The sequence below is a fragment of the Paenibacillus gyeongsangnamensis genome, assembly GCF_027533625.1.
GTDB lineage: Bacteria > Bacillota > Bacilli > Paenibacillales > NBRC-103111 > Paenibacillus_G > Paenibacillus_G gyeongsangnamensis.
On the sequence record NZ_JAQAGZ010000022.1, the window covers coordinates 53,855 to 74,069 of the forward strand.

The following is a 20,215-nucleotide window of genomic DNA, read 5'->3' on the forward strand; positions in this document are numbered from 1 at the left end:
GTAAACCATGGTTCATTCCATTATGGTGGCGGCAGGCAAGCAGGAGGTCAAGGAAGCGGTACGAAGCCTCTATACCGCCGGACGCGATGTACATCAGATTCATATTCTGGCGCATGAGAACGCAGAAACCGCAGAGCTCTTTAGGCCTAAGGCCGTCAGCCGAATCGGAATGGCCGGGGAAGACATGGTTCATACGGCCGCGCCTTTGTACCGCGGGGAAGGCGCCTTGCTCCGGGACAAGCTTCGGGCTCTCGGCTTATCCCCCTCCGCGATCGAATATTATGAGGAAGAGATGGAGAAAGGCCGGATCGTGATTGCCGTAGACGAACAATAACCAGGCCGGGAAAGGGACAAGCCCGGCTCAAAGGAGGGAACTTCCATGAACAAACGACATTGGCCTTGGATCCTCTTGACGGCCGGGCTCAGTCTCTGCGGAGGCTCCTGGATCACGTCCGTACCTCAGGCGGCTGGAGGAATAACGATGAATGACAGCGTATCCGCGGCGGGGGCCGCATCGGCGAAGACGGCAGCCGTACATCACGCTGGGCCGGTCCCGGCTGCGGCCGTTCCGAAGGCCCCTTCCATGCGGTTCGAGCGGGTGAACGGCGTATCGGTCTCGGACGATCTGAAAACGCTTTATGAAATCAAGGGCGAGCCCTTGCGCGTCGAATCGGATCCGCTGCTGAAGCATGAACGGATCTTCGTCTATAAGGACTGCCGTATCGGCTTGTACGACAATTTTATCCAATATGTGAGCGTGCCCGGAGACAACGCCCTGATCGAGATTGACGGGCAGATTTACGACATGAATCCGGACGTCCTGAAGAAGGTGCTGGGCAAGCCCAGCTTCATAGCCGAAGACGGCCTGGTCTACCGCAAGGGGCAGGTTGCGCTGAAATTGTTTCTGGACCCGAGCGGGAAGCTGAATTCTGTTCATCTGTTCTCGGCGATGGCCGACTAAGCTCATGACGAACCGAAAGAACCAAAGGTGCAATGATGAGCATACTAAGTAAACGGCGAAAGAATAAAAATAATCCAATTGTTATAGGTGAACACATGAAGGATGACCGCAATCCATTCGAAGGCGACGAAAAGCAGCGACCACCCGACGATATAGGCTGCAAGGTATAATCCTTTCGGATTGAACTTGTTGTACAAATAGACATACAAAAGCACATACGGGGTGTACATCAAATAAGTGGAGTAAGGGAAAGAGTTCTTGTTATTTATGGGATAAAACACCTGATTGGTGCTCCGTTGAGGGCGCTTTTTTATTAGGCACGAAAGCAGGTTGCTGCCTGAGTAAAAGACGGAGCAGAGTAAATCGGAGGCCCACAGATGAGCAGAGGGCAAGCGAGAGGTATCATTTAAAGTCAAATCCAATCCTTGATACGGTAAGCTAGCCCCTATCGACGCCATCGCCGGGCTGGAAAGCCAAGGCACCGGCGACGACGATAAAGGAGAGCCAAACATCCGGACCGAGCCATTTGGCGAAGAAGGCCGCGTTACCGATCCGGAAGGTCGTCCGGAGAAAATTCATCTCATAAGTCCTGGTTCTTGCGGTTGGATAAGCCCGGTTTTATGCCTGGTACTTGCCTTCGATCACGAGTTCATGCAGCGAGCGGCGCCCGTTCGGAACCTCGCGCTCCTGCAGTCCTTCGGGCAGAACACCCTTCTCGCCCTGGTAGCCGAGAGCGACGACGGCGTGCAGCTCGAACCGGTCCGGCACATTCAACAGCCGGCGCGCCTTCTCCCTATCGAATCCGCCGATGGCGTGGGTAACAAGACCGAGCAGCTTCGCCTGCAGCGCCAGGTAGCCCCAAGCCGTACCGGCATCGAAGGCGTGTGCGCCGTTCGGATCGCCGTTGTCTCTCAGCTTGTCCGAGGCAATGACGACAAGAACGGGTGCCTTGGAAGCCCAGGAGCGGTTGAAATCGTTCAGGAATTCATGGTACAGGCGGAGCTGCTCGTCCGTCTTGGCTACGAAGAAACGCCACGGTTGGTCGTTGAAGGAGGAGGGAGCCCAATGGGCCGCTTCCAGCACGGCGAAGAGATCCGCATCGCTCACCTTCCGCTCCGAATAAGAGCGCGGGGACCATCGGTTCAGGAAGAGCGGATTCAGGTCATATTCATGCTTGCGAAAAGGCTTGACTTCTGCCGATACTTGTTGAAAATAGGCTTCATTTTTGGACACATCAAACACTACCTTTCCAATAGGAACTTAATGAATAAAATATAGCATGCCGTTCCTGAATTTGGCAACGCTCCTTATGGATCACGTCTGAACGTCTCTTCAGGACTGCCCCTCCTCCCGGATTTCCGGACAAAAACCCGGCGATCGCCGGATCAGCTTGCGAACGTAGGACGGATCGAGGTACGAAAGCTCGCGGAAATAAGCCTCAATGCGGTGGCTGCCGATGAGAGAGCGGTTCCGGAAGGTCAGCTCAAGACGCGACTGCACGTGCCGGTAAACCGTTTCCCCGATGGATAAGGGCAGCTGGGGTATAAGGTCGGATCGGTTGACGATATGCCGGCTGTTCGTGACGTGCTTATTAAATACGCGCGCGAAAGTAGGATTACCTACCTTAGGCGAGCCGAAGGTTGTTACCTGCGGCTCCAAGAAAGCGGTATTTACAGCCATATCGAGCGCGCATAGCGTAGCGAGGGAGCCTCCGACGCTGTGACCGGTGAGGAGCAGCTTCTTGGCAGGGGAGGTGCCCTGCAGCGTATCACGAATCGGGCTGCGCAGAGCGTCCGAGTACAACCGGGTCAAGCCTTGATGCGTAGCCCCCGCATTGGAGGCATAGCGGTACGGAATTTGATTGAACTGGAGGTCCCGCAAGAGGTCCAGCAAATCTTCGGTGCCGCGAAACGCAATGACGATGTTTTTCTCCGATTCGAGTATAAACCCAAGGAAAGGGGACGTTCCCGTTCCAAGCTGTTTGACGAGCCGGTAACCGCGCGGAAGGGTGACGGCTCCCTGCTGCTTAAACTGCCGCACCGCTTGAAATACGACGGCGGCCAGCCATATCGTTCTTTGAACCTTGATCGCCATATTGGAAAACCCCTGGTTTCGATGATGGTACATCTTATTCCAGGGGCCGGATAAACGTGTAGCGGCGATAACAAAAAGGGGGCTGATTCAAAAAGGTCTTGCGGAATCAACTAGACCCAAAATTCCAACAAAGAAGCTTCCAAAACCACTGTCAAGGTGGGATTGGAAGCTTCTTTTTCTGCTAATTCACCAATCTATGTGGGGCATAAAAAATGTAAAAATGACTTTTTAGACAGCCCCAGTGGGCTTACCAGCCCCGGTTCGGGGAGTCCTGCAGCTCGGCCCGGACCTGCAGGAATTTATAGAAAGCGGCAGCGGCGGAGGCGCGCGTCACTTGGACCTCCGGAGAGAAGCGGGTGCCGTCGGCCGACATGATCTGGAGCGCGGTGACCAAGGCGATATCGCCCGGGTTCTTTACGCCGTCCAGGTCGGTCGCTTTCGGCGTGAACAGGCCGTCCACCTCAGCCAGCTTGCGGTAGCCAAGCCCGCGTACGATCAAACCCGCAAGCTCTGCCCGGGATAACGTCGCGTCCGGACGGAAGACATCCGTGCGGTCGATCAGCCCGCGGTCCACGGCGTTCTCGACATATGCGAAGTAAGGGGAATCCTTCGCCACATCCGAGAAGCTGGCGGCGCGCCCGGCATAAGCGGCTGTGGGGAACACGTCATACCCGCCGTTCAAGGTGAGGAGCATCATCTTGATCATCTCGCCGCGGGTGATGGGGGCATCCGGGAGCACTTTGCCGTCCTTCACGTCGAGCGCCTGGTAATCCACCATCAACCGGAGAGCATTCTCCGCCCAGTGTCCGTTAATATCGCTCGGCGGGGCTGCCTGCGGCTTCACGACCTTGCCGTTCTCGCGGCTCTTCCATTCTCCCGTGACCGCATCAAGGAACAGGGAACCGCGGACCGTGTAAGCGGGCTTCAAGGCGTAGACCAGCCGGGTTTCCGGCTTCGCTGCATTCGCATTCGGCTTGAATTCGCCCGCTGCCACCATGACATTGTATTTCTCCATCGGCATGCCTGCAGGATAAGGGAAGCCGCCGCCGCTCTTCGGGTCGATAACATACTGCAGCTCGATCCGATATTGAGAGAGCAGCTTGCTCTTCGCGTCAGCGTTCGGCAGAATGGCCGGAAGCTCCGCAGGGTAGGCCAGACGGGACAGATTGCTGTTGAAATATTGAAGCTCTCCGGAGCTGCGGTCGAAGCTGAGGCTCACCTGGTCAAATTCGGTAAAGGCACCGCCGGCCATCCGGCGGAAATTGAAGTTGATCGTGTTCATTTGAGCCAGCTTTTCCTTCGGCAAATCGCTGATTTGCTGTTCCTGGAAGTAGAGCTCGTGTGCGTAAGCGGGCAGCCAGGCTTTCACGTACTGCACGGCTTTATCTTGAAGCGACTTGTAGGTCGTCTCCCAATCCGCCGCCTGGGTCTGAGCCGCCTGCAGCGGCCGGATATCATACTTGGAATAGTGAGTGATCGATCCGGTATCGCTGTCGACGACGGCCGTGATGTCCGGTTTGCCCTTATCCTGTTCCGTTGTATGAGACCAACGAAGCTCCCATGCCGAGGTGGTCGTGCCGATTCGGGGGTCGGTATATTCGCGGTAGGCTGCGTTTTGCAGCTGCGAGTCCTTCGGAATCGGAAGCAGTGAGGCGGCGCGCTCCACCGCCTGCTCCTTCGTCAGCTTCATAGGAGTCTGCGGCTCTTGGCCAAGCGGCTTGTCGCTTACCGGCAGCCACGGTCGCGAAGCCGCGGGCTTGGAGCCGTCCGGAGCGATCGCTTCCCCCTTCTCCGCGTCCAGCAGGAAGGGGATCATCTGGTAAGCCAGCATCGGTTCGGGCTTCTCTTTCACATCGTACGGCATAATGTACTGCAGCTCGGGAACGGTATTCTTCTTGAACAGCTCCGCCGCCTGATCCGCCGGCACGATGTTCTCCGGTTTTTTGAAATTCAGCGTATCGTCCCACTGCAGGTTGAAGCCGACAATGCCGCCCTCGTCGCCTACCGTAACGCTGATGCTGTTTTGCGGGAAGACGACGCCGTTTACCGTACGGAAGAAGCGGAATTGGTACTGTACCGGTCCGTTAAGCGGCATGCGGTAATTCCGCTCGAACTCGTCGTCGTACTTGATTTGGTCCTTCAGCTCCGGCTTCATTGCGGCGATGTACTCCTCTACAAGCTGCTTGGCTTGCGCCAGCTGGACCTTGGGAGGAAACACCGGCTTCTTGTCGGGCTCGTTCTTCGATAAATAAAAGGAAAGCAGCTTGCCCGTATCCGCATCGACCGAGACGCTGATATTGCCGTAGTAGCGGTTCTGGTCCTGCTTCACGAAGCTCAGGCTCCAGGAGCCGCGGCTCCCGCCCGCAGGATTGAAGCTGCTCTGGTTGTTTACGTTCTGCAGCTTGTAATCGCCCGGAATCGTTACATACCCCTTGGCCAGCTCGATCGCGCGCTCGCGGCTGATCTTGGTGTCTACGGGCGCTTCGCTTGCTCCAGCCGCCTTGCCGCCGGATGCATCGCTTGCGGCCGTCTGGTCCGCAGCGGCGGCCGGGACGGTGCCGGAGATCGAGGTCACCTGAGCCGAGGCGTAAGCAGGCGTCATCGCACCGAGCAGCATGGCGGCGGTCAGGCCCGCGGCACAGCCTTTTTTCCAATCGTACTGCATGAGAAATCCTCCCTGTTTAGAAAATATTGGGGTGTTTTCTCTTTAGACGAGGCCCTCGAGGGAAAGGTTGCATGGGATGGGCGTTATTCGAAAAGAAAAGAACGCGCCCGCTGCGGAGCGCGTTCTCCTGATGGCTAAAACGATTCGGATCCAAGCGCGTTCCTTGCGGGGCAAGGAGACCGCTGCAGTTGTCCGAAATTTTTTGCGGTCCGGTGTCACCCGCCCGCCCCCCTGAGAAGGTCTTACCGGAACATAGGGAAGACGTAGTGAATTATGAAGTACAGGAATCCGAAAAAGATAATGATATAAGCGGCATACTTGATAAAGGTTGAAGCCACCATGCCCGAGTCCATCTTCTTCTCGATGCGCTTCTGCTCGATATCGACATTTCTCGACTGGTCCATGATCATCACTCCCTCAAATGGTATGCTCCAATGGGTATCGGATGCTTACTCTCTTTTACCCGGACGGGCAAAAGGCGAATCAATAAGGCGTCATCCGGACCGGGGCGGACGCAATCGTGAAATTTGAAGCGATTTCTGGTATGCTAAAATTTACAATTACCTTGATCCCAAGGGAGGTTAGAATGAGTATGACCCACCCATCGGAGAAGTTTCATTACAGGCTGCTGTCCACACCGGAAGCTAACGTGCTCTTCGTCGAAGGCGAGCTGGACCTTGGTACGGTAGAGCAGTTCCGTGCCGCAGTGGAGCCGCTCGCCGCCGATAAGGAAAAGCTGCTGAAGCTGAATTTGCGCGAACTGAGCTATGTAGACAGCACGGGCATCGGAATCTTCGTTGCAGCGCTCAAAACTCGCCAGGGAGCGGGTTCCGGACTCAGCGTGCAGGAGGTGCCGCCCAAGATCCGCCGCCTGTTCGACCTGACCGGTCTATCCAAATTCCTCACGATCGAGGGCGGTTCCTGATGAACGCTACGGCGAAAACAAGCGAGGTCCGTCTCATCCTGCCGGCCTTGGCCGATTACCTGGATACGGTCAGGCTCGTGCTCTATGGCATGGCGGTCCGGGCGGGTTATTCCTATGAAGCGATAGAGGATTTGAAGGTGGCCGTCACGGAAGCGTGCACTTATATTATCCTGCAGCAGGAGAATGCCGGCGGAGAAGGCTGGCTGCGGCTCGATTTCCGGCTTCTGCCGGAGGCGCTGGAGGTGTCAGCGCAGGGAGGCCCCGGCTTCCGCTTCGCCCCGGCGGTTGAGGCTGCAGAGCCTATGAGCGGCTCGGAGATCCAGGACGCATCGCCGGAGCGGCTCGGACTTTACCTGATGCAGGCGCTGGTGGACGAAGTGCGGCTGACGGAAGGCGAGGAAGCCGGCTCGGAGGCGATCGTGCTGGTGAAGCGGAAGACGTAACCGGATTTCAGCACAAAAGAAGGTGCCGCAGGAACCCGTCGAAACGGGCTCCTGCGGCACCTTTTTGGCTTTCGCTATGCCAGGGTTACGGCATGGAAGCGACGGCGTTCTGATTGAGGCGGCTTCGGGCCACCTTCAGGTAGCCCTTCACGTTCTGCAGCTCGCTGTCGGCAACGAACCGAAGCTTCATCGGCCCGGCGGCCTCAAGCAAGTAAGGCTTCAGCGCCGTACCGCCGCCGCCGAGGACGTAGAAGCACTGGAAGTCCGGGCATTTCTTCCAGCGCTTCTTGATCAAGTCCGCGATGCGCTGGGTGGCCCGGCTGAAATAGTGGTCGACGATCGGCTTAATATTGGCCTGGCCTTCCCGGATGCGCCGGATCGTATAATCGCGCTCCTTGATCCGCTGGCCCAGCTTGATCCGGCTGGGGAAGGTGTAGCCGTATTGGTCCTCGACCTTGCTCCGGTTCGGGCTTAGGCTCCGGCTCCAGTTGAACTACCGGTACGGGTACGGCCGGTCCGTTCGGGGGCAACCCGGTCGTGCTGTAACCCGAGGCCTCCGGGCTTATGATTCAATATCCACCAGCTGAAGGTCCGCTTAAGCGGACCTTCAGCTTGTTTTCAGCATATATTCAGGTTCGCGTCATCTTTTCGTCACGATTGTTTGACATACTCGGGTTATATGGAGTAGAGACTATAGAGATTAATAGAGGCTACATAGAAGCTAATCGAGGTCAATAGAGACTAATAGAGAGAATGGAGCCTGGAAAAGAATGAGAGAGAAACAAAACCTCGTGGCTGTTCAAGCCGCGCGTGGTGCAGCCGTCGTCTTGGTCATGCTGTTCCACGCCTCGCAGGTAAGCGATCATTATTTTGCCTACAACTATTTGGGCGTCAGCGGAATGGGGAGGAGCGGGGCGTACACGTTCTTTTTTGCCCTGACGGGATATTTAATGTTTACCCTCTACCGCCATCGCTTCGGCGATCACAGCGCGTTCGGGCCCTTCCTGATAAAGCGTTTCGCGCGCATTTATCCGCTGTATTGGCTGATCACAGCCGCGGTGGTGCCGATGTATTTCATCGTTCCGTCCTTCGGATTCGGTTATGAGCGCAAGCCATCCGTGATTGTGGAATCGCTGCTGCTCTGGCCCCAGCAAAATGCGCCGATTCTTGGCGTGGCTTGGTCGCTGACTTATGTGGTGTGGTTTTACCTGATATTTTCGTTGTTTTTCATCATGAAGAGAAGGGCGGCGGCCGCTCTCGTCGTATCGTGGCTGACCCTTATTGTTTTCAACGCTCTGGGCTGGATCCATATGAAAAACAGCGTGCTGATCAACTTTTTGTTCAACGAAGCGAATCTTGAATTTTTCGCAGGCGTCGCGGTAGCATATGCCGTGAAACGCTGGAGAATCGGCGGGCTCTGGTGGATCGCGGCCGGTGCGCTGACGTATCCGCTCCTATGGATGCTGCGATTGGGCCAGCAGGTGCCGTCCTCCGACCTGCTGTATACACTGGGCTCGGCGCTCTTGCTGGTCGGCGTGGTCACGTGGCAGGCGCAAGAGACCCGCTGGCTGAAGCCCCTGGTCTACTGCGGGAACGCTTCGTATTCCATTTTGCTCGCAAGCTTGCCGATGATGTCCGTCACGTTCAAGCTCGCGCGGGGCGCTCATTTGATCAAATACCTCGGTCCTGCAGCGACAGTGACCTTATGCTTTCTGACCGGCCTGCTGTTATGTCTCCTCGTTTATCGATTTGTCGAGCGGCCGCTCCTGACGACAGTCATGCGGCAGGTGAGCGCCGCGGGCTGGATATCCAGCCGGAAAGCCGTAACCTCTTCGTAGGTTCGGCTTTTTTGGGTTTTATGAGAATAAAAAATAACGCCCATACGGGCGTTATCCGGTAGAGAATACAAGCCGATACCGGTTCATCAAATTCACGCTCTGGTCCCGCGGCAGCATTTATAAGAACCCAGGCTCACTATGCACTTTTCACAGTGAACCCAGGTTCGTACGAGGCAGCGGTAGTGAGCCTCAAGACTCTACAAGTGAACCTGGGAGTACTGGTAGCGCCCGGAAGTTCACTACAGCATCTGCGAGCGCTGGCTCCCCCGATTTAGTGAACCGAGCTTCATTACAAGTGAACCTAGGTTCGCTATAATCTTTCCATCAGCCCATTGCAGCCGGTAGTGAACCTCGGGACTCTACAAGTGAACCTATGAACACTAGTAATGCCCGGTACTTCATTACCGCATCTTCGAGTGCCAACTGCCCCACTCCAAACACGGGGCCTTGAAAGGTCCTACCGTTTGCCCGGATCGTAGGGCTCGCCTAACGAAGCGGGAGGGTACGCGCGTCCTACGGCCCCGGCGAGCACTAGAATGGTCAAGATGTACGGCAGCATGTACAGGAATTCCATTGGAATCGACTTCGAAATCTCGAACAGCTGCACGAAGTTTTTGATCGCTTGCGCGAAGCCGAAAAAAATGGCCGCCCCCAAGACGCCGAACGGGTGCCACTTGCCGAAAATCATGGCGGCCAGCGCAATGAAGCCTTGGCCCGAGATCGTATTGTGCGAAAAGTTGCTCGTCGTCGTGAGCGTGATCGTCGCTCCGCCCAGCCCGCCGAGCGCGCCGCTCAGCAGCACACCGATATAGCGGATCCGGGCAACGGGCACGCCCAGCGTGTCCGCTGCGCCAGGGTGCTCGCCTACCGCACGCAGCCGGAGCCCGAAGGGTGTTTTGAAAAGGACATACCATGTTACCGCCACCAGAATCCAAGCCAGATACGTCGTCGGATAGGCGCTGAACAGCCCGTAGCCCAGCAGCGGGATGGAGGCCAGACCTGGTATGTTCACATTATGGAACACGGTGTTCAACGTTTCCGTTTGTCCGGCGCCGTTAAACAAAATTTTCACCAGATACACTGTTAATCCCGCCGCCAAAAAGTTGATCACCACGCCGCTGACGACCTGATCCGCCTTGAAGGTGATGGACGCGACGGCATGGATGATGGAGACGAGTATCCCGAACACGACTGCGGCCAGAACCCCGACCCAGGGCGCGCTGTCCGTCATCCCGGCTTGCTCGGCATAATAGGCGGCCACGGCGGAAGCGAAGGCGCCCGACACCATGAGTCCCTCCAGGCCGATATTGACGACGCCGGACCGCTCCGAGAAAATGCCGCCAAGCGCGGTCAATATCAGCGCCGTAGAAAACACAAGCGTCGTATGAATCAGCTCCCCGATAATGCGAAGCACGTCCATGACCTTAGGCCACCTCCCCGGATTTGCGCTTCGCCAGGAACGGCTTTAGCAGCCATCGGATAATCCCGTGCGAAGCGACAAAAAAGATCACCGTACCGATAATGACGCGTACGATCTCGGGAGGCACATCGGCCCCGAAGCTCATGCCCGCTGAGCCGTAGGTCAGCGTGCCGAACAGCACGGCGGCCAGCACGACGCCCAGCGGGTGATTGCCTCCGAGCAGCGCCACGGCAATGCCGTCGAAGCCGTAGCCCGGTGAAGAAGCGGCGATCACTTGATAATGAAAGACGCCGAGAATTTCAAATACGCCCGCCAGACCCGCGAACAAGCCTCCGATGAACATGGCCCGAATGACGTTGCCTCCCACATTCATCCCTGCGTATTCGGCGGCGGACGGACTGTGCCCGACGGCCCGAAGCTCATAGCCCTGGCGCGTCCGCCAGAGCAGGACATAGAAGACGACCGCCGCCACAATCGCAATCGGAATTCCCCAGTGCAGCCTCGCATTCCCGAAGAGGGCGCTTAACGTGCGCATACTGACGGAGGCGGTGTCATGAATGAGATAAGAGCGCTGCTGCCCCGGCTGAAGCAAAAAATTCCCGACAATATAGTTCCCCAAGTACAGCGCGATCCAGTTCAGCATGATCGTCGTAATGACCTCGTTGACGCCGCGCTTCGCTTTTAAATAACCGGCGATTGCTCCCCAAAGGCCCCCGAGGACGGCGCCGACTACAACAGCCAGCGGCGCATGAATCCAGAAGGGGAGGCTCAGCTTGATGCCGATCCAGGATGCCCCCGTCATGCCCATCACGAACTGGCCTTCCCCGCCGATATTGAACAGTCCCGTGCGAAAAGCGAACGCCACCGACAGACCGGTCAGCACGAGCGGCGTAATCTCGCGGATCGTCTCGCCGAGGTTATAGGGATCGCCGACGACCTTCTGCACAAGTGAAGCGTAGGCCGTCAGCGGATCGTAGCCGCCGATCATCATGATGACCGCGCCGACCAGGAGGCCGAGCACGATCGCGACCAGCGGCACGAGGACCGAATCTTTAACGAGAACGCGGGATGTCTTGGTCACGCGCGTCACCTCCTGCTTCTGTGGTAGCCCCGGCGGCCGTCCCGGAGCCGGACATCATAAGCCCCAGCTCCCGGTCCGTCGTCGTAGCCGGGTCGGCGAAGCCCACAATCCGGCCTTCATAGATAACGGCGATCCTGTCGGACAGCTGGAGAATCTCGTCCAGTTCCAGAGAGACGAGCAGCACAGCCTTTCCTTTGTCGCGCTGCTCCAGCAGCCGCTTGTGAATGAATTCGATCGCCCCGACATCGAGCCCCCGCGTCGGTTGAGCGGCAATCAGGAGGTCGGGATCCTGGTCGACCTCCCGTGCGATGATCGCCTTCTGCTGATTGCCTCCGGACAAAGCCCGGGCAGGGGTATGCGTCCCCGGCGTCCGTACGTCGAACTCGCCGATCAGCCGCTGCGCCTGCTTGTCGATCGCGGCGTAATCCAGAAAGCCGCCGCGATTGTAGGCGGGCTTATAATACGATTTGAGCACCAGATTCTCGCTCATGGAGAAATCGAGCACCAGACCGCGCTTATGCCGGTCTTCGGGAATATGCGCGACACCGCGCTCGGCAATCGGACGCGGGGCGGCACCCGCGATATCCTCGCCGTTCAGCCGGATGCGGCCGCTGTCCACGCCGCGCAGTCCCGTGACGGCCTCGATCAGCTCGCTCTGCCCGTTGCCGTCGACGCCGGCGAGGCCGAGAATTTCGCCGCCCCGCACCTCGAGCGTTACGCCGCTGAGCGCGAGTACATCGCCGGTCCCGCGGGCGGTTACGCCTTCGAGGGCGAGGACGGCCTTGCCCGGTGAAGCCGGCCTCTTGTCCAGACGGAAGGTGACCTGACGTCCAACCATTTTGGCCGCGAGCTCATCGGGATTGGTCTCCTTGACGTTCAGCGTATCGATCACTTGGCCGCGCCGAATGACCGTCACCCGGTCCGCAATCGCCATAATTTCCTTCAGCTTATGCGTGATGAGAATGATCGACTTCCCCTCGGCCGTCAGCTTGCGGAGAATCTCCATCAGTTCATGGATTTCCTGCGGGGTGAGCACCGCGGTTGGCTCGTCGAAAATGAGGATATCAGCCCCTCGGTACAGCGTCTTCAGAATTTCCACACGCTGCTGCATACCGACGGAAATGTCGCGGACCCTGGCCCGCGGGTCGACCCTCAGACCGTACCGGGCCGACAGCTCGGCAACCTGCTTCTCCGCCTTCGCATAATCCATGCCGAGCCGCTGCTTCGGCTCCATCCCAAGAATGATGTTCTCGGTCACGGTAAACGGTTGGACGAGCTTGAAATGCTGGTGCACCATGCCGAGCCCGAGCCGGATCGCCGTCTTAGGGCCCGAGATCTCGACACGCTCGCCGTTGACGTGAATCTCGCCTTCATCCGGTTGATACAGCCCGAACAAGATGTTCATCAGCGTTGATTTGCCTGCGCCGTTCTCTCCGAGAAGAGCGAGAATTTCGCCCTGCCGCAGCGTCAGGCTGATCCGGTCGTTGGCCACTATGCCGGGAAAACGCTTTGTAATGCCGCGCATTTCCACCCTGTTGGTCATTTTTCAGGAACCCTGATGTCGCCTTTGATAATCTTTTGTTTATAGTCATCGACTTTCGCAAGCACGTCGGCAGGAACGTTCTTCTTGGAGGTGTCCGGCAGACCGACCCCGTCGTCCTTCAGGCCGAGCACCTGGGTTTTGCCGCCGGTAAACTTGCCGTTAATGACGTCTTGCGAAATTTTATAGACGGCATTGTCCACCCGCTTGACCATGGAAGTTAGCGTCACCTCGTCGCCGAATACGAGCGATTGGTCTTGGTCTACGCCGATGACCCAGACTTTTTTGCCGGTCTTCAGCCGGTCCTTCGCCTCGTTGAACACCCCGTTGCCGGTCGCCCCCGCCGCATGGAATACGATGTCCGCTCCGTCGTTATAGATCGTTGCCGCAGCTGCCTTGCCCAGGTCGGGCTTATCGAAAGCGCCGGTGTAGTTGATCGTCACCTTGGCATTCGGATTCACCGCGGCGACGCCCGCCTTGAAGCCGGCCTCGAACCGTTTAATGACGGGGATGTCGATGCCGCCGACGAAACCGATTTTGTTCGATTTGGTCATCGAGCCCGCTACCACGCCGACAAGGAACGACCCCTCGTTCTCTGCAAAAGTAACCGACTCCACGTTCGGAGCATCCACTACGTTGTCGATGATGGCGAGCTTGGCGTCCTTGTTCTGATCCGCCACCGTCTTCACCGCGTCGCCCATCATGAAGCCGATACCCCAGGTGAGGTTGTAGTTGCTTTTGACTAGCTGATTGATGTTCGGTATATAATCGGCGTCGCTTTTGCTTTGCAAATATTTCACCTTGGCACCGGTATCCTTCTCGAGCTTCTGCAAACCCGCCCAAGAGCTCTGGTTGAACGAGTTGTCATTCACGCCCCCGACGTCGGTCACCATGCCGATATTGAATTTGGCCGCAGCCTGATTGCCGGCGCCGCCCGCTGCCGGAGTTTTGCCTGCTCCCGTATCCGCCGGTTTCTTGGCGCAGCCGCTAAACGTCAATGAGGCGGCCAGCAAGCCGACCGCAATGACTGAGATCCCTTTTTTCATCCCACTTGTCACTCTCCGTTTCGTAAAATGAAATTACCGTACCGCCGACTTGCCCGGATATGCAGTGCGCCGAAGCTGAGGAATGCTGCGCGGGTGTCGGCGCTGCCGAAATTGCGCTGTTTAGCTGCTTTTAGCAGAGGTAGTATTCACCGCTCCTTGACGCTTTATGCCAATATTGGGAAAGGGCAGGTCATCTAAAAAAATTAGCCCGGGGGGCGCCCCCGGGCTTTAGAAAGTTGGAACCTCGCTACTGGAGTGTCGGCCATATCGTTTCGGGGCGGTAGTGAACCACCGAGTACATTGAGCGAACCTGACCGAGTACAACGACTCGAGCGAACCTAGGCTCAATAGTAGCGCCCAGAGGTTCATTATCGTTTGCGAAACGGCAGACAGCCAGGTTCTAGTGAACCTCGATTCATTACAAAGGAACCTAGCTTCACTACCGGAGTGCCGGCCATGCGTTATGGGGCGGTAATGAACCTTCGAGTACATCGAGCGAACCTAAGCTCACTAGTAGCGCCTGGAGGATCACTATCGTCTGCGAAACGGCGGACAGCCAAGTTCTAGTGAACTTCGGTTCATTACAAAGGAACCTAGCTTCATTACCGGAGTGCCGACCATTCGTTGCGGGGCGGTAATGAACCTCCGGGTACATCGAGCGAACCTAGGCTCACTAGTAGCGCCCGATGGTTCACTATCGCCTGCGAAACGGCCGATAGCCTGTCCCAAGTGAACCTAGGCTCACTAGTAGCGCCCGGAGGTTCACTACCGCCCGCAAACGGCCGACAGCCAGGCTAAGAAAGCCTCGGTTCCTACTTAGGAACCTGCCTTCTCTCGAGCCTGGCTGTCGCCATAAAGGTGCCTGGTCGGAGTGAACCAGGGGGGCCCGCTACCCGCTACCCACTACTCGTCACTCGCTACGCGTGGTCCACTATCCACTACTCGTCACCTACTACCCGCCAACTGCTTACTTACTAATGTAAGAGCGGAGCATCCATACATGTTTCTCCAGCGCGGTGCGGATCTTGAGCAACATGTCGCAGGTGCCGTCGTCGCCGCGGCTTTCCGCGGCATTCATGGTTTCGCCTATCTCGTCGATGACGGTGGTGAAGTCCCGGATGACCTCTTTCACCATCTCCTCGGCGGACGCCAGCGGCTGCATCTCCTGAATGGAGGTGGCCTCCAAATACTCCTTCATCGTGGACAACGGTTCGCCGTCGAGTGTCAGAATCCGTTCCGCAAGCTCGTCGAAGTATAGATCGGCTTCTTTATACAATTCCTCGAATTTGATATGGAGATCGTAGAAGCCGGGGCCTTTTACATAAAAATGATGCTGGTGCAGCTTTATGTAAAGCACGGCCCAGTTGGCGACTTGCCGGTTCAAAAGCTCGGTCAACGTTTGTTCCAGGTCTTTCTTGACGGTTTTCGTAGCCATCGTCGATTCCTCCCCAAATAATAGGCTGTACTCATTACTCATTTGCTCATTAGACGAAGTAGCACTCAGAGGTTGCACTCAATTGGAAGCCAGCACAATCGGATGTCGGCCCAATCCTCATGTCTGATGCAGACGGCCCGACGTCAGGTATGGTACCGTTCAGGCCGTCCGCTGAGCAACAGGCTTCGCCGCCTGCTTGTCTTTTCTTACCCCGCCCCAGAACGGCTTGAAACATCGGGCAGGGGAGCCGGATCCGGGAGTTTCAAGCTCGTCCTCCCGTGGTAATAGAGTGGCATCTGACGCACAACAATAGAAAGGGTGAACGGGATGATCATTGAAATCAGCGTGGCTGTGGTGGCGATCGCTTTTGTCGCGCTCGTCATTTTCCTGATTCAAACCTTGCGCAATGTATCCGAGCTGCTCGCGCAGACAAACGTTACGATGAAGGAGTTGCAGACGCAAATGAACGGCATCAGCGCGGAAGCGACCGAGCTGCTGCGCCATACTAATGAAGTGACGGTGGACGTGCGCAATAAGCTGCATTCGCTGGATCCGGCCGTCCATTCGATCAAGCACATCGGCGATGCCGTCTCCGAGGTGACGTCTTCCTTCAAGCAAGCCTCGGCTACTGTAGCCGACACGATCCACACGCAGGTCGAGCACAGCAAGCTGCTGAAGGACGGCGCAGCGGCCGGACTGATCCAGGCGGTGCCGATTGCGGTGGGGCTGTGGGAGCGATTCCGCGGCAAAAAAATAAGCCCGCTGTTTCAACCTACAGCTGACAGGTTAAATACACCTAACGGCCGAACCGGGCGTTAGCCTAAATCCCGCGTACGGATCGGGCAGAGTTTTATGCTCCGGGTGGTTTCGTCCGGCCGTGCAGACAACGAAAGAATGGAGACCGCGGTGAAAGGGAAATCTTTGCTTCAGGGCCGGACCGGCTTGTGACAAGTATGAACGACCCTCCGACCCTGCTTATACACGTTCTGCGCCCCAGCCTTCTCCGGTAAGGCAAGCGTTAGCCGGTATCCTGCCTGTAAACGGCGGGAAGCCTGCTGACTTTTGGCTCGACAACCCCCCGCCGTCTCCGGGCAGGAGTTCGGGTGGCTTCTTCCGTTCCTTTGCGGAGCTTGCCCGGGCAAGCCCCTTGGCCATGAAGGAGAATCACGCGTTGATCAGCCGTTAGTGTAATCATAATCCATCGTCTCTCAACTCAACTTGGAGGAGGAACTTCAAGCCATGGAAAATCAGCAGCAAACCTTTGAAGTATTTTCAAGAAGAATGGACGAAGCCAACGTCGTATGGCTGCAGGGGGAGCTTGATCTGTCCAAGGTCGCGGTACTCCGAGCCACGTTGGATCCGTTCGTAGCGGATACGAAGCATAAGCTTATCTTGAACTTAAAGCATTTACAATATATTGACAGTACCGGTATCGGTGTGATTGTATCGGTATTAAAAGCAAGGGACGTGCTGAAGGCGCCGTTCGGCGTCGAGGATATTCCTCCCAAGATCGCTCGCCTGTTCGATTTGACGGGGATCACGCCTTATTTGCAACCGTCCTCCGAGTCCGATGCACGTACCATTCACGGTTAAGAAAGGATAGAAGCGAACCATATGAAACCGGAAACCCATGTTGTTAGTTTGACTGTACCTGCAGAAGCGGAATTCATCGATTTGGTTCGCCTGACCCTATACGGCATCAGCTCCAAGCTCGGCTTCTCCTACGAGGAGATCGAAGATATGAAAGTGGCGGTTGCGGAAGCATGCAACAACGTAGTTGTACATGCCTACGAACCGGGGGCCGCGGGCGAGATGGAGGTTCGGTTCGAACGGGTCGAGGGCGGATTGCGAATTGCGGTGAAGGATCACGGACCGAGTTTTGATTATGAGGAAAAGGCGCGCCGGGCCGGCTCCCTGCACGATAAGAGCTTGAACGAGATCAATATCGGCGGTCTAGGCATTTACCTGATGCAGGCGCTCATGGACGAGGTGGAGGTTCGTACGCAAGCGGGTACGGAGGTTCTATTAACCAAGCGATTGAGCAGGAGCGAGGAAATGGTATGAAAATCAATTCGGAGCGATTTGCGAATGTGAGCCCTGAGGAGCTCATCGTACAATATCAGCAAACCGGGTGCAACGAGACCGCCACCGTGCTGCTGCAGCAATACGAGCCGATGGTCAAGATGGCCGCCGGCAAGATGTCCCGCAATCGCCCCGATTTGTTCGAAGACTTGTATCAGGTAGGGCAAATGTCGGTGCTCAAGCTGCTAAAGCAGTTCGACTTGTCGATCGGCGTTCAGTTCGAGGCGTATATGATGAAAAGCGTCATCGGACATATGAAAAATTATTTGCGGGACAAATCATGGTATATCCAGGTGCCGCGGCGCATTAAAGAAAAAGGCAACCAGGTGCAGCAGGTCATCGATCATTTAACGATAAAGCTGGAGCGGTCCCCGAATGTGGATGAAATCGCAGCCGAGATGGAGCTCTCGGTTGAGGAAACCATCGAAATTTTGGCGGGCCGCGATTATTATCATTATGTGTCGCTCGATACGCCTCTTTCTTCGGAGGATAACGGCTCGACGATCGGCGACGTCATCGGCAGCCCGGGCGATGCTTACCTTCAGGTAGAGAATCGGCTGGCGCTGCAGGAGGCGCTGACGCACTTGAAGCCGGAAGAGCAGAAGGTGCTGCAGCTCGCCTATGTGGAAGGGCAGTCCCAGCGCACGATAGCGCAGCAATTGAACGTATCGCAGATGAGCGTATCCCGGATTCAGAAGCGGGCGCTCGACAAGCTGAAGACTTATTTCCGCGAACCGGAAGACAGCGCCGGAGCCGGCGGCTGAAGCGTCCCGAGAGGGGCGCTTTTTGCTTATGGCAGGACAAGCTCCGCGGAAGGCAAGGGGCCGGAAGAATGAAAGGAAGAGTCGCGGCTTCTCTCTTATGTTAATATAAGAAGGTGTGAAGGAAACCGCTGGAAACGTTCATTTTGCCAAAAGGAGCTGTCATCCCTTGAAATTGGATCGTCTGCTGGCCATCACCATGCTGCTGCTGAACCGGGACCGGGTAAGCGCGAAGGAGCTGTCCGACCGCTTCGAGGTTTCGATGCGAACCATCTATAGAGATCTGGAAACGATCAATATGGCCGGTATTCCGATCGTTTCTTATTCGGGGGCCCAGGGCGGATATGAAATCATGGACCGGTTCCGGCTGGAGCGGCAGTTTCTCTCGATGGAGGAGCTGCAGTCGATTGTTATCGCGCTCAAGGGCATCCGTTCCGCCCTGGGAGAGGAAGACATCGCCTTGCTGCTGGATAAAGTGGGAACGCTGGTCGACCGAACGGACAAGAGCGGCGCATCCGGCCTGAGCGGCCAGCTTCTGGTCGATTTCAATCCGTGGCAGGGCGGGGAACGGTACAAGGAGAAGCTCTCTATACTGCGCGAGGCGATCCGGGAAAACCGCTTCATCGCGTTTGCTTATACCAGCTCCCAAGGGGAGGCTTCGGAACGCCGGTGCGAACCGATGGGGCTCGTGCTGAAAGGGTTTGTTTGGTATTTGTACGGCTATTGCTCGCTTCGGGAGGATTTCCGGGTGTTCCGGTTGTCACGGATCGAGGAACTCCGAATGCTGCAGGACACGTTCGAACGCCGGCCTGAAACGCTGGAGCAGCTGGACTACCGGTGGCGGAGGCAGGAGGCCCCGCCGGTTTGCGTGAAGCTCGTGCTGGAGTTCCAGCCCGGCGCGAAGGCGAGGGTGCGGGACTATTTTGTCCACGGCGAGATTGTCACCAGGCCGGACGGTACGCTGCTCGTGACCGCCCATCAGCCGGAGGAGCCATGGCTTTACTCGATGCTGCTGGGCTACGGGGCCGATGTGCGCATACTGGAGCCCGAATCCGTAGCACAGGCCGTAAGGGCGAAGGCGGAAGAAGTCGTGAAGCTTTATTCCGGAATCTTGACATAAGGCTGTCAGGGTAAACTCGGTATAGTCATAGTTGAAGAGGCGAGACGGCTCGCCGAATACATTCCCAGGAGGCTATGGATACCGATGTTTACTACTGTACAAAGCTTTGTCAGCAGCTGGCGGCATGAATCCGCCGCCACACAGCGCGTATTGGACGCTTTAACGGACGCGTCGTTTGAGCAGCGCATTGCTCCGAATCACCGGAGCCTGGGGCAGCTCGCCTGGCATATCGCCGTAACCATCCATGAGATGGTATCGCGCACCGGGCTGGTATTTCCGGGTCCGGAAGGGGATGAGCATACGCCTGCGCCCGCTTCGGCCGCAGCGATTGCAGCCGTCTACCGGAAGAGCAGCGAGGAGCTGCTGAAGGCGATCCAGGAGCAGTGGAGCGATGAGACGCTGGCCCGTACGACCAATATGTACGGTGAGGTATGGCCCAATGGCCTGACCCTGCACATTCTCATTCAGCATGAAGTGCATCACCGCGGCCAAATGACCGTGCTGATGCGGCAAGCGGGTCTGCGAGTGCCGGACATTTACGGTCCGACGCGAGAGGATTGGCTTGAACGCGGCATGCAGCCGCTGGTGTAATCAAATTTGCGGGTCGCCCCCGAAGCTCAGACGAATGTCGGGCTTGGGGGGCGATTTTTTTTGTGCAGGAAACATCGATTTCAGCTGCTTTATTTTTCGAACCTCACTTCATGTTGACAGAAAGGGCGGTAGATTTTATATTTTAATAGGGAATAATTAAGGAAAAATTCCTTTAATAAGGTTTCCCGTTTCATTAAGGCTTTAACAGGAGAG

At 56.8% G+C, this 20,215-nt stretch carries 24 protein-coding genes; 12 read left to right on the plus strand and 12 right to left on the minus strand.

Features of this window, described 5'->3' with window-relative positions:
* Positions 1-7: 7 nt before the first annotated feature.
* Complete coding sequence (locus O9H85_RS28225; protein ID WP_269884745.1) at positions 8-334, plus strand: general stress protein; 327 nt, start codon at positions 8-10, stop codon at positions 332-334.
* Positions 335-379: 45 nt separating this feature from the next.
* The gene (locus tag O9H85_RS28230; protein ID WP_269884746.1) at positions 380-961 is read left to right on the plus strand and encodes a hypothetical protein; all 582 of its coding nucleotides are present in this window, start codon (positions 380-382) and stop codon (positions 959-961) included.
* Positions 962-1,005: 44 nt separating this feature from the next.
* Here O9H85_RS28230 and O9H85_RS28235 read toward each other — a convergent pair whose 3' ends face one another.
* The 6 genes from O9H85_RS28235 to O9H85_RS28260 form a co-directional block, all read right to left on the minus strand.
* Entirely contained in the window at positions 1,006-1,242 is a 237-nt protein-coding gene (locus O9H85_RS28235; RefSeq protein WP_269884747.1) for a hypothetical protein, read from the minus strand.
* Positions 1,243-1,399: 157 nt separating this feature from the next.
* Positions 1,400-1,540, minus strand: coding sequence for a hypothetical protein (locus O9H85_RS28240; protein ID WP_269884748.1), 141 nt, complete (start codon positions 1,538-1,540; stop codon positions 1,400-1,402).
* A 39-nt stretch (positions 1,541-1,579) separates the two neighbouring features.
* Entirely contained in the window at positions 1,580-2,194 is a 615-nt protein-coding gene (locus O9H85_RS28245) for a nitroreductase family protein (RefSeq protein ID WP_269884749.1), read from the minus strand.
* 99 nt (positions 2,195-2,293) lie between these two features.
* Positions 2,294-3,055, minus strand: coding sequence for a lipase family protein (locus O9H85_RS28250; RefSeq protein WP_269884750.1), 762 nt, complete (start codon positions 3,053-3,055; stop codon positions 2,294-2,296).
* Between the two features lie 247 nt (positions 3,056-3,302).
* Positions 3,303-5,720 carry an S-layer homology domain-containing protein gene (locus tag O9H85_RS28255; protein WP_269884751.1) on the minus strand — a complete coding sequence of 806 codons (2,418 nt, stop codon included), beginning with the start codon at positions 5,718-5,720 and terminating at the stop codon, positions 3,303-3,305.
* Between the two features lie 242 nt (positions 5,721-5,962).
* The gene (locus O9H85_RS28260; RefSeq protein ID WP_269884752.1) at positions 5,963-6,124 is read right to left on the minus strand and encodes a hypothetical protein; all 162 of its coding nucleotides are present in this window, start codon (positions 6,122-6,124) and stop codon (positions 5,963-5,965) included.
* Between the two features lie 182 nt (positions 6,125-6,306).
* On the opposite strand from O9H85_RS28260, the gene O9H85_RS28265 reads away from it, so the two are divergent.
* The 4 genes from O9H85_RS28265 to O9H85_RS28280 all read left to right on the plus strand — a co-directional run bounded on the left by O9H85_RS28265 (position 6,307) and on the right by O9H85_RS28280 (position 8,926).
* Positions 6,307-6,645 (plus strand): STAS domain-containing protein, encoded by a 339-nt coding sequence (locus O9H85_RS28265; RefSeq protein ID WP_409348217.1) that lies wholly within the window; start codon positions 6,307-6,309, stop codon positions 6,643-6,645.
* The gene (locus O9H85_RS28270) at positions 6,645-7,088 is read left to right on the plus strand and encodes an ATP-binding protein (protein WP_269884753.1); all 444 of its coding nucleotides are present in this window, start codon (positions 6,645-6,647) and stop codon (positions 7,086-7,088) included. Before O9H85_RS28265 ends, O9H85_RS28270 begins: the two co-directional genes overlap by 1 nt.
* A 22-nt stretch (positions 7,089-7,110) precedes the next feature.
* Complete coding sequence (locus O9H85_RS28275; protein ID WP_269884754.1) at positions 7,111-7,563, plus strand: hypothetical protein; 453 nt, start codon at positions 7,111-7,113, stop codon at positions 7,561-7,563.
* Between the two features lie 295 nt (positions 7,564-7,858).
* Positions 7,859-8,926, plus strand: a complete 1,068-nt coding sequence (locus O9H85_RS28280) for an acyltransferase family protein (RefSeq protein ID WP_269884755.1) — start codon at positions 7,859-7,861, stop codon at positions 8,924-8,926.
* Between the two features lie 457 nt (positions 8,927-9,383).
* Here O9H85_RS28280 and O9H85_RS28285 read toward each other — a convergent pair whose 3' ends face one another.
* The 5 genes from O9H85_RS28285 to O9H85_RS28305 form a co-directional block, all read right to left on the minus strand.
* Positions 9,384-10,346, minus strand: coding sequence for an ABC transporter permease (locus O9H85_RS28285; protein ID WP_269884756.1), 963 nt, complete (start codon positions 10,344-10,346; stop codon positions 9,384-9,386).
* 4 nt (positions 10,347-10,350) lie between these two features.
* On the minus strand, positions 10,351-11,427 hold the full coding sequence (locus O9H85_RS28290) for an ABC transporter permease (protein WP_269884757.1): 1,077 nt from the start codon (positions 11,425-11,427) through the stop codon (positions 10,351-10,353).
* Positions 11,399-12,970, minus strand: a complete 1,572-nt coding sequence (locus tag O9H85_RS28295) for an ABC transporter ATP-binding protein (RefSeq protein ID WP_269884758.1) — start codon at positions 12,968-12,970, stop codon at positions 11,399-11,401. Before O9H85_RS28295 ends, O9H85_RS28290 begins: the two co-directional genes overlap by 29 nt.
* Positions 12,967-14,013, minus strand: a complete 1,047-nt coding sequence (locus O9H85_RS28300) for a BMP family lipoprotein (protein ID WP_269884759.1) — start codon at positions 14,011-14,013, stop codon at positions 12,967-12,969. Before O9H85_RS28300 ends, O9H85_RS28295 begins: the two co-directional genes overlap by 4 nt.
* Before the next feature lie 967 nt (positions 14,014-14,980).
* Positions 14,981-15,448 carry a Dps family protein gene (locus tag O9H85_RS28305; RefSeq protein ID WP_269884760.1) on the minus strand — a complete coding sequence of 156 codons (468 nt, stop codon included), beginning with the start codon at positions 15,446-15,448 and terminating at the stop codon, positions 14,981-14,983.
* Positions 15,449-15,775: 327 nt separating this feature from the next.
* Here O9H85_RS28305 and O9H85_RS28310 point away from each other — a divergent pair, with 327 nt between their 5' ends.
* Positions 15,776-16,267 (plus strand): DUF948 domain-containing protein, encoded by a 492-nt coding sequence (locus O9H85_RS28310; RefSeq protein WP_269884761.1) that lies wholly within the window; start codon positions 15,776-15,778, stop codon positions 16,265-16,267.
* A gap of 199 nt (positions 16,268-16,466) precedes the next feature.
* On the opposite strand, the gene O9H85_RS28315 is transcribed toward O9H85_RS28310, so the two are convergent.
* Positions 16,467-16,643, minus strand: a complete 177-nt coding sequence (locus O9H85_RS28315) for a hypothetical protein (RefSeq protein ID WP_269884762.1) — start codon at positions 16,641-16,643, stop codon at positions 16,467-16,469.
* A 44-nt stretch (positions 16,644-16,687) separates the two neighbouring features.
* On the opposite strand from O9H85_RS28315, the gene O9H85_RS28320 reads away from it, so the two are divergent.
* The 5 genes from O9H85_RS28320 (at position 16,688) to O9H85_RS28340 (ending at position 20,002) form a co-directional block, all read left to right on the plus strand.
* The gene (locus O9H85_RS28320) at positions 16,688-17,041 is read left to right on the plus strand and encodes an STAS domain-containing protein (protein ID WP_269884763.1); all 354 of its coding nucleotides are present in this window, start codon (positions 16,688-16,690) and stop codon (positions 17,039-17,041) included.
* Positions 17,042-17,062: 21 nt separating this feature from the next.
* Positions 17,063-17,512 carry an anti-sigma B factor RsbW gene (gene rsbW / locus O9H85_RS28325; RefSeq protein ID WP_269884764.1) on the plus strand — a complete coding sequence of 150 codons (450 nt, stop codon included), beginning with the start codon at positions 17,063-17,065 and terminating at the stop codon, positions 17,510-17,512.
* A complete protein-coding gene (locus O9H85_RS28330) occupies positions 17,509-18,294 on the plus strand; it encodes a sigma-70 family RNA polymerase sigma factor (protein WP_269884765.1) in 786 nt (261 codons plus the stop codon). The genes rsbW and O9H85_RS28330 overlap by 4 nt, the downstream gene beginning before the upstream one ends.
* Positions 18,295-18,460: 166 nt before the next feature.
* Positions 18,461-19,411, plus strand: a complete 951-nt coding sequence (locus tag O9H85_RS28335; protein ID WP_269884766.1) for a helix-turn-helix transcriptional regulator — start codon at positions 18,461-18,463, stop codon at positions 19,409-19,411.
* Between the two features lie 84 nt (positions 19,412-19,495).
* Entirely contained in the window at positions 19,496-20,002 is a 507-nt protein-coding gene (locus O9H85_RS28340) for a DinB family protein (protein WP_269884767.1), read from the plus strand.
* The last annotated feature ends 213 nt before the right edge of the window (positions 20,003-20,215 follow it).

Excerpts from the sequence above, each read along its gene's own strand:
- O9H85_RS28225 (WP_269884745.1), top strand. The coding sequence starts at position 8 with ATGGTTCATTCCATTATGGTGGCGGCAGGCAAGCAGGAGGTCAAGGAA.
- O9H85_RS28230 (WP_269884746.1), top strand. The coding sequence starts at position 380 with ATGAACAAACGACATTGGCCTTGGATCCTCTTGACGGCCGGGCTCAGT.
- O9H85_RS28240 (WP_269884748.1), bottom strand. The coding sequence starts at position 1,540 with ATGAATTTTCTCCGGACGACCTTCCGGATCGGTAACGCGGCCTTCTTC.
- O9H85_RS28250 (WP_269884750.1), bottom strand. The coding sequence starts at position 3,055 with ATGGCGATCAAGGTTCAAAGAACGATATGGCTGGCCGCCGTCGTATTT.
- O9H85_RS28255 (WP_269884751.1), bottom strand. The coding sequence starts at position 5,720 with ATGCAGTACGATTGGAAAAAAGGCTGTGCCGCGGGCCTGACCGCCGCC.
- O9H85_RS28260 (WP_269884752.1), bottom strand. The coding sequence starts at position 6,124 with ATGGACCAGTCGAGAAATGTCGATATCGAGCAGAAGCGCATCGAGAAG.
- O9H85_RS28265 (WP_409348217.1), top strand. The coding sequence starts at position 6,307 with ATGAGTATGACCCACCCATCGGAGAAGTTTCATTACAGGCTGCTGTCC.
- O9H85_RS28270 (WP_269884753.1), top strand. The coding sequence starts at position 6,645 with ATGAACGCTACGGCGAAAACAAGCGAGGTCCGTCTCATCCTGCCGGCC.
- O9H85_RS28280 (WP_269884755.1), top strand. The coding sequence starts at position 7,859 with ATGAGAGAGAAACAAAACCTCGTGGCTGTTCAAGCCGCGCGTGGTGCA.
- O9H85_RS28285 (WP_269884756.1), bottom strand. The coding sequence starts at position 10,346 with ATGGACGTGCTTCGCATTATCGGGGAGCTGATTCATACGACGCTTGTG.
- O9H85_RS28295 (WP_269884758.1), bottom strand. The coding sequence starts at position 12,970 with ATGACCAACAGGGTGGAAATGCGCGGCATTACAAAGCGTTTTCCCGGC.
- O9H85_RS28300 (WP_269884759.1), bottom strand. The coding sequence starts at position 14,013 with ATGAAAAAAGGGATCTCAGTCATTGCGGTCGGCTTGCTGGCCGCCTCA.
- O9H85_RS28305 (WP_269884760.1), bottom strand. The coding sequence starts at position 15,448 with ATGGCTACGAAAACCGTCAAGAAAGACCTGGAACAAACGTTGACCGAG.
- O9H85_RS28310 (WP_269884761.1), top strand. The coding sequence starts at position 15,776 with ATGATCATTGAAATCAGCGTGGCTGTGGTGGCGATCGCTTTTGTCGCG.
- O9H85_RS28315 (WP_269884762.1), bottom strand. The coding sequence starts at position 16,643 with ATGATTACACTAACGGCTGATCAACGCGTGATTCTCCTTCATGGCCAA.
- O9H85_RS28320 (WP_269884763.1), top strand. The coding sequence starts at position 16,688 with ATGGAAAATCAGCAGCAAACCTTTGAAGTATTTTCAAGAAGAATGGAC.
- rsbW (WP_269884764.1), top strand. The coding sequence starts at position 17,063 with ATGAAACCGGAAACCCATGTTGTTAGTTTGACTGTACCTGCAGAAGCG.
- O9H85_RS28330 (WP_269884765.1), top strand. The coding sequence starts at position 17,509 with ATGAAAATCAATTCGGAGCGATTTGCGAATGTGAGCCCTGAGGAGCTC.
- O9H85_RS28340 (WP_269884767.1), top strand. The coding sequence starts at position 19,496 with ATGTTTACTACTGTACAAAGCTTTGTCAGCAGCTGGCGGCATGAATCC.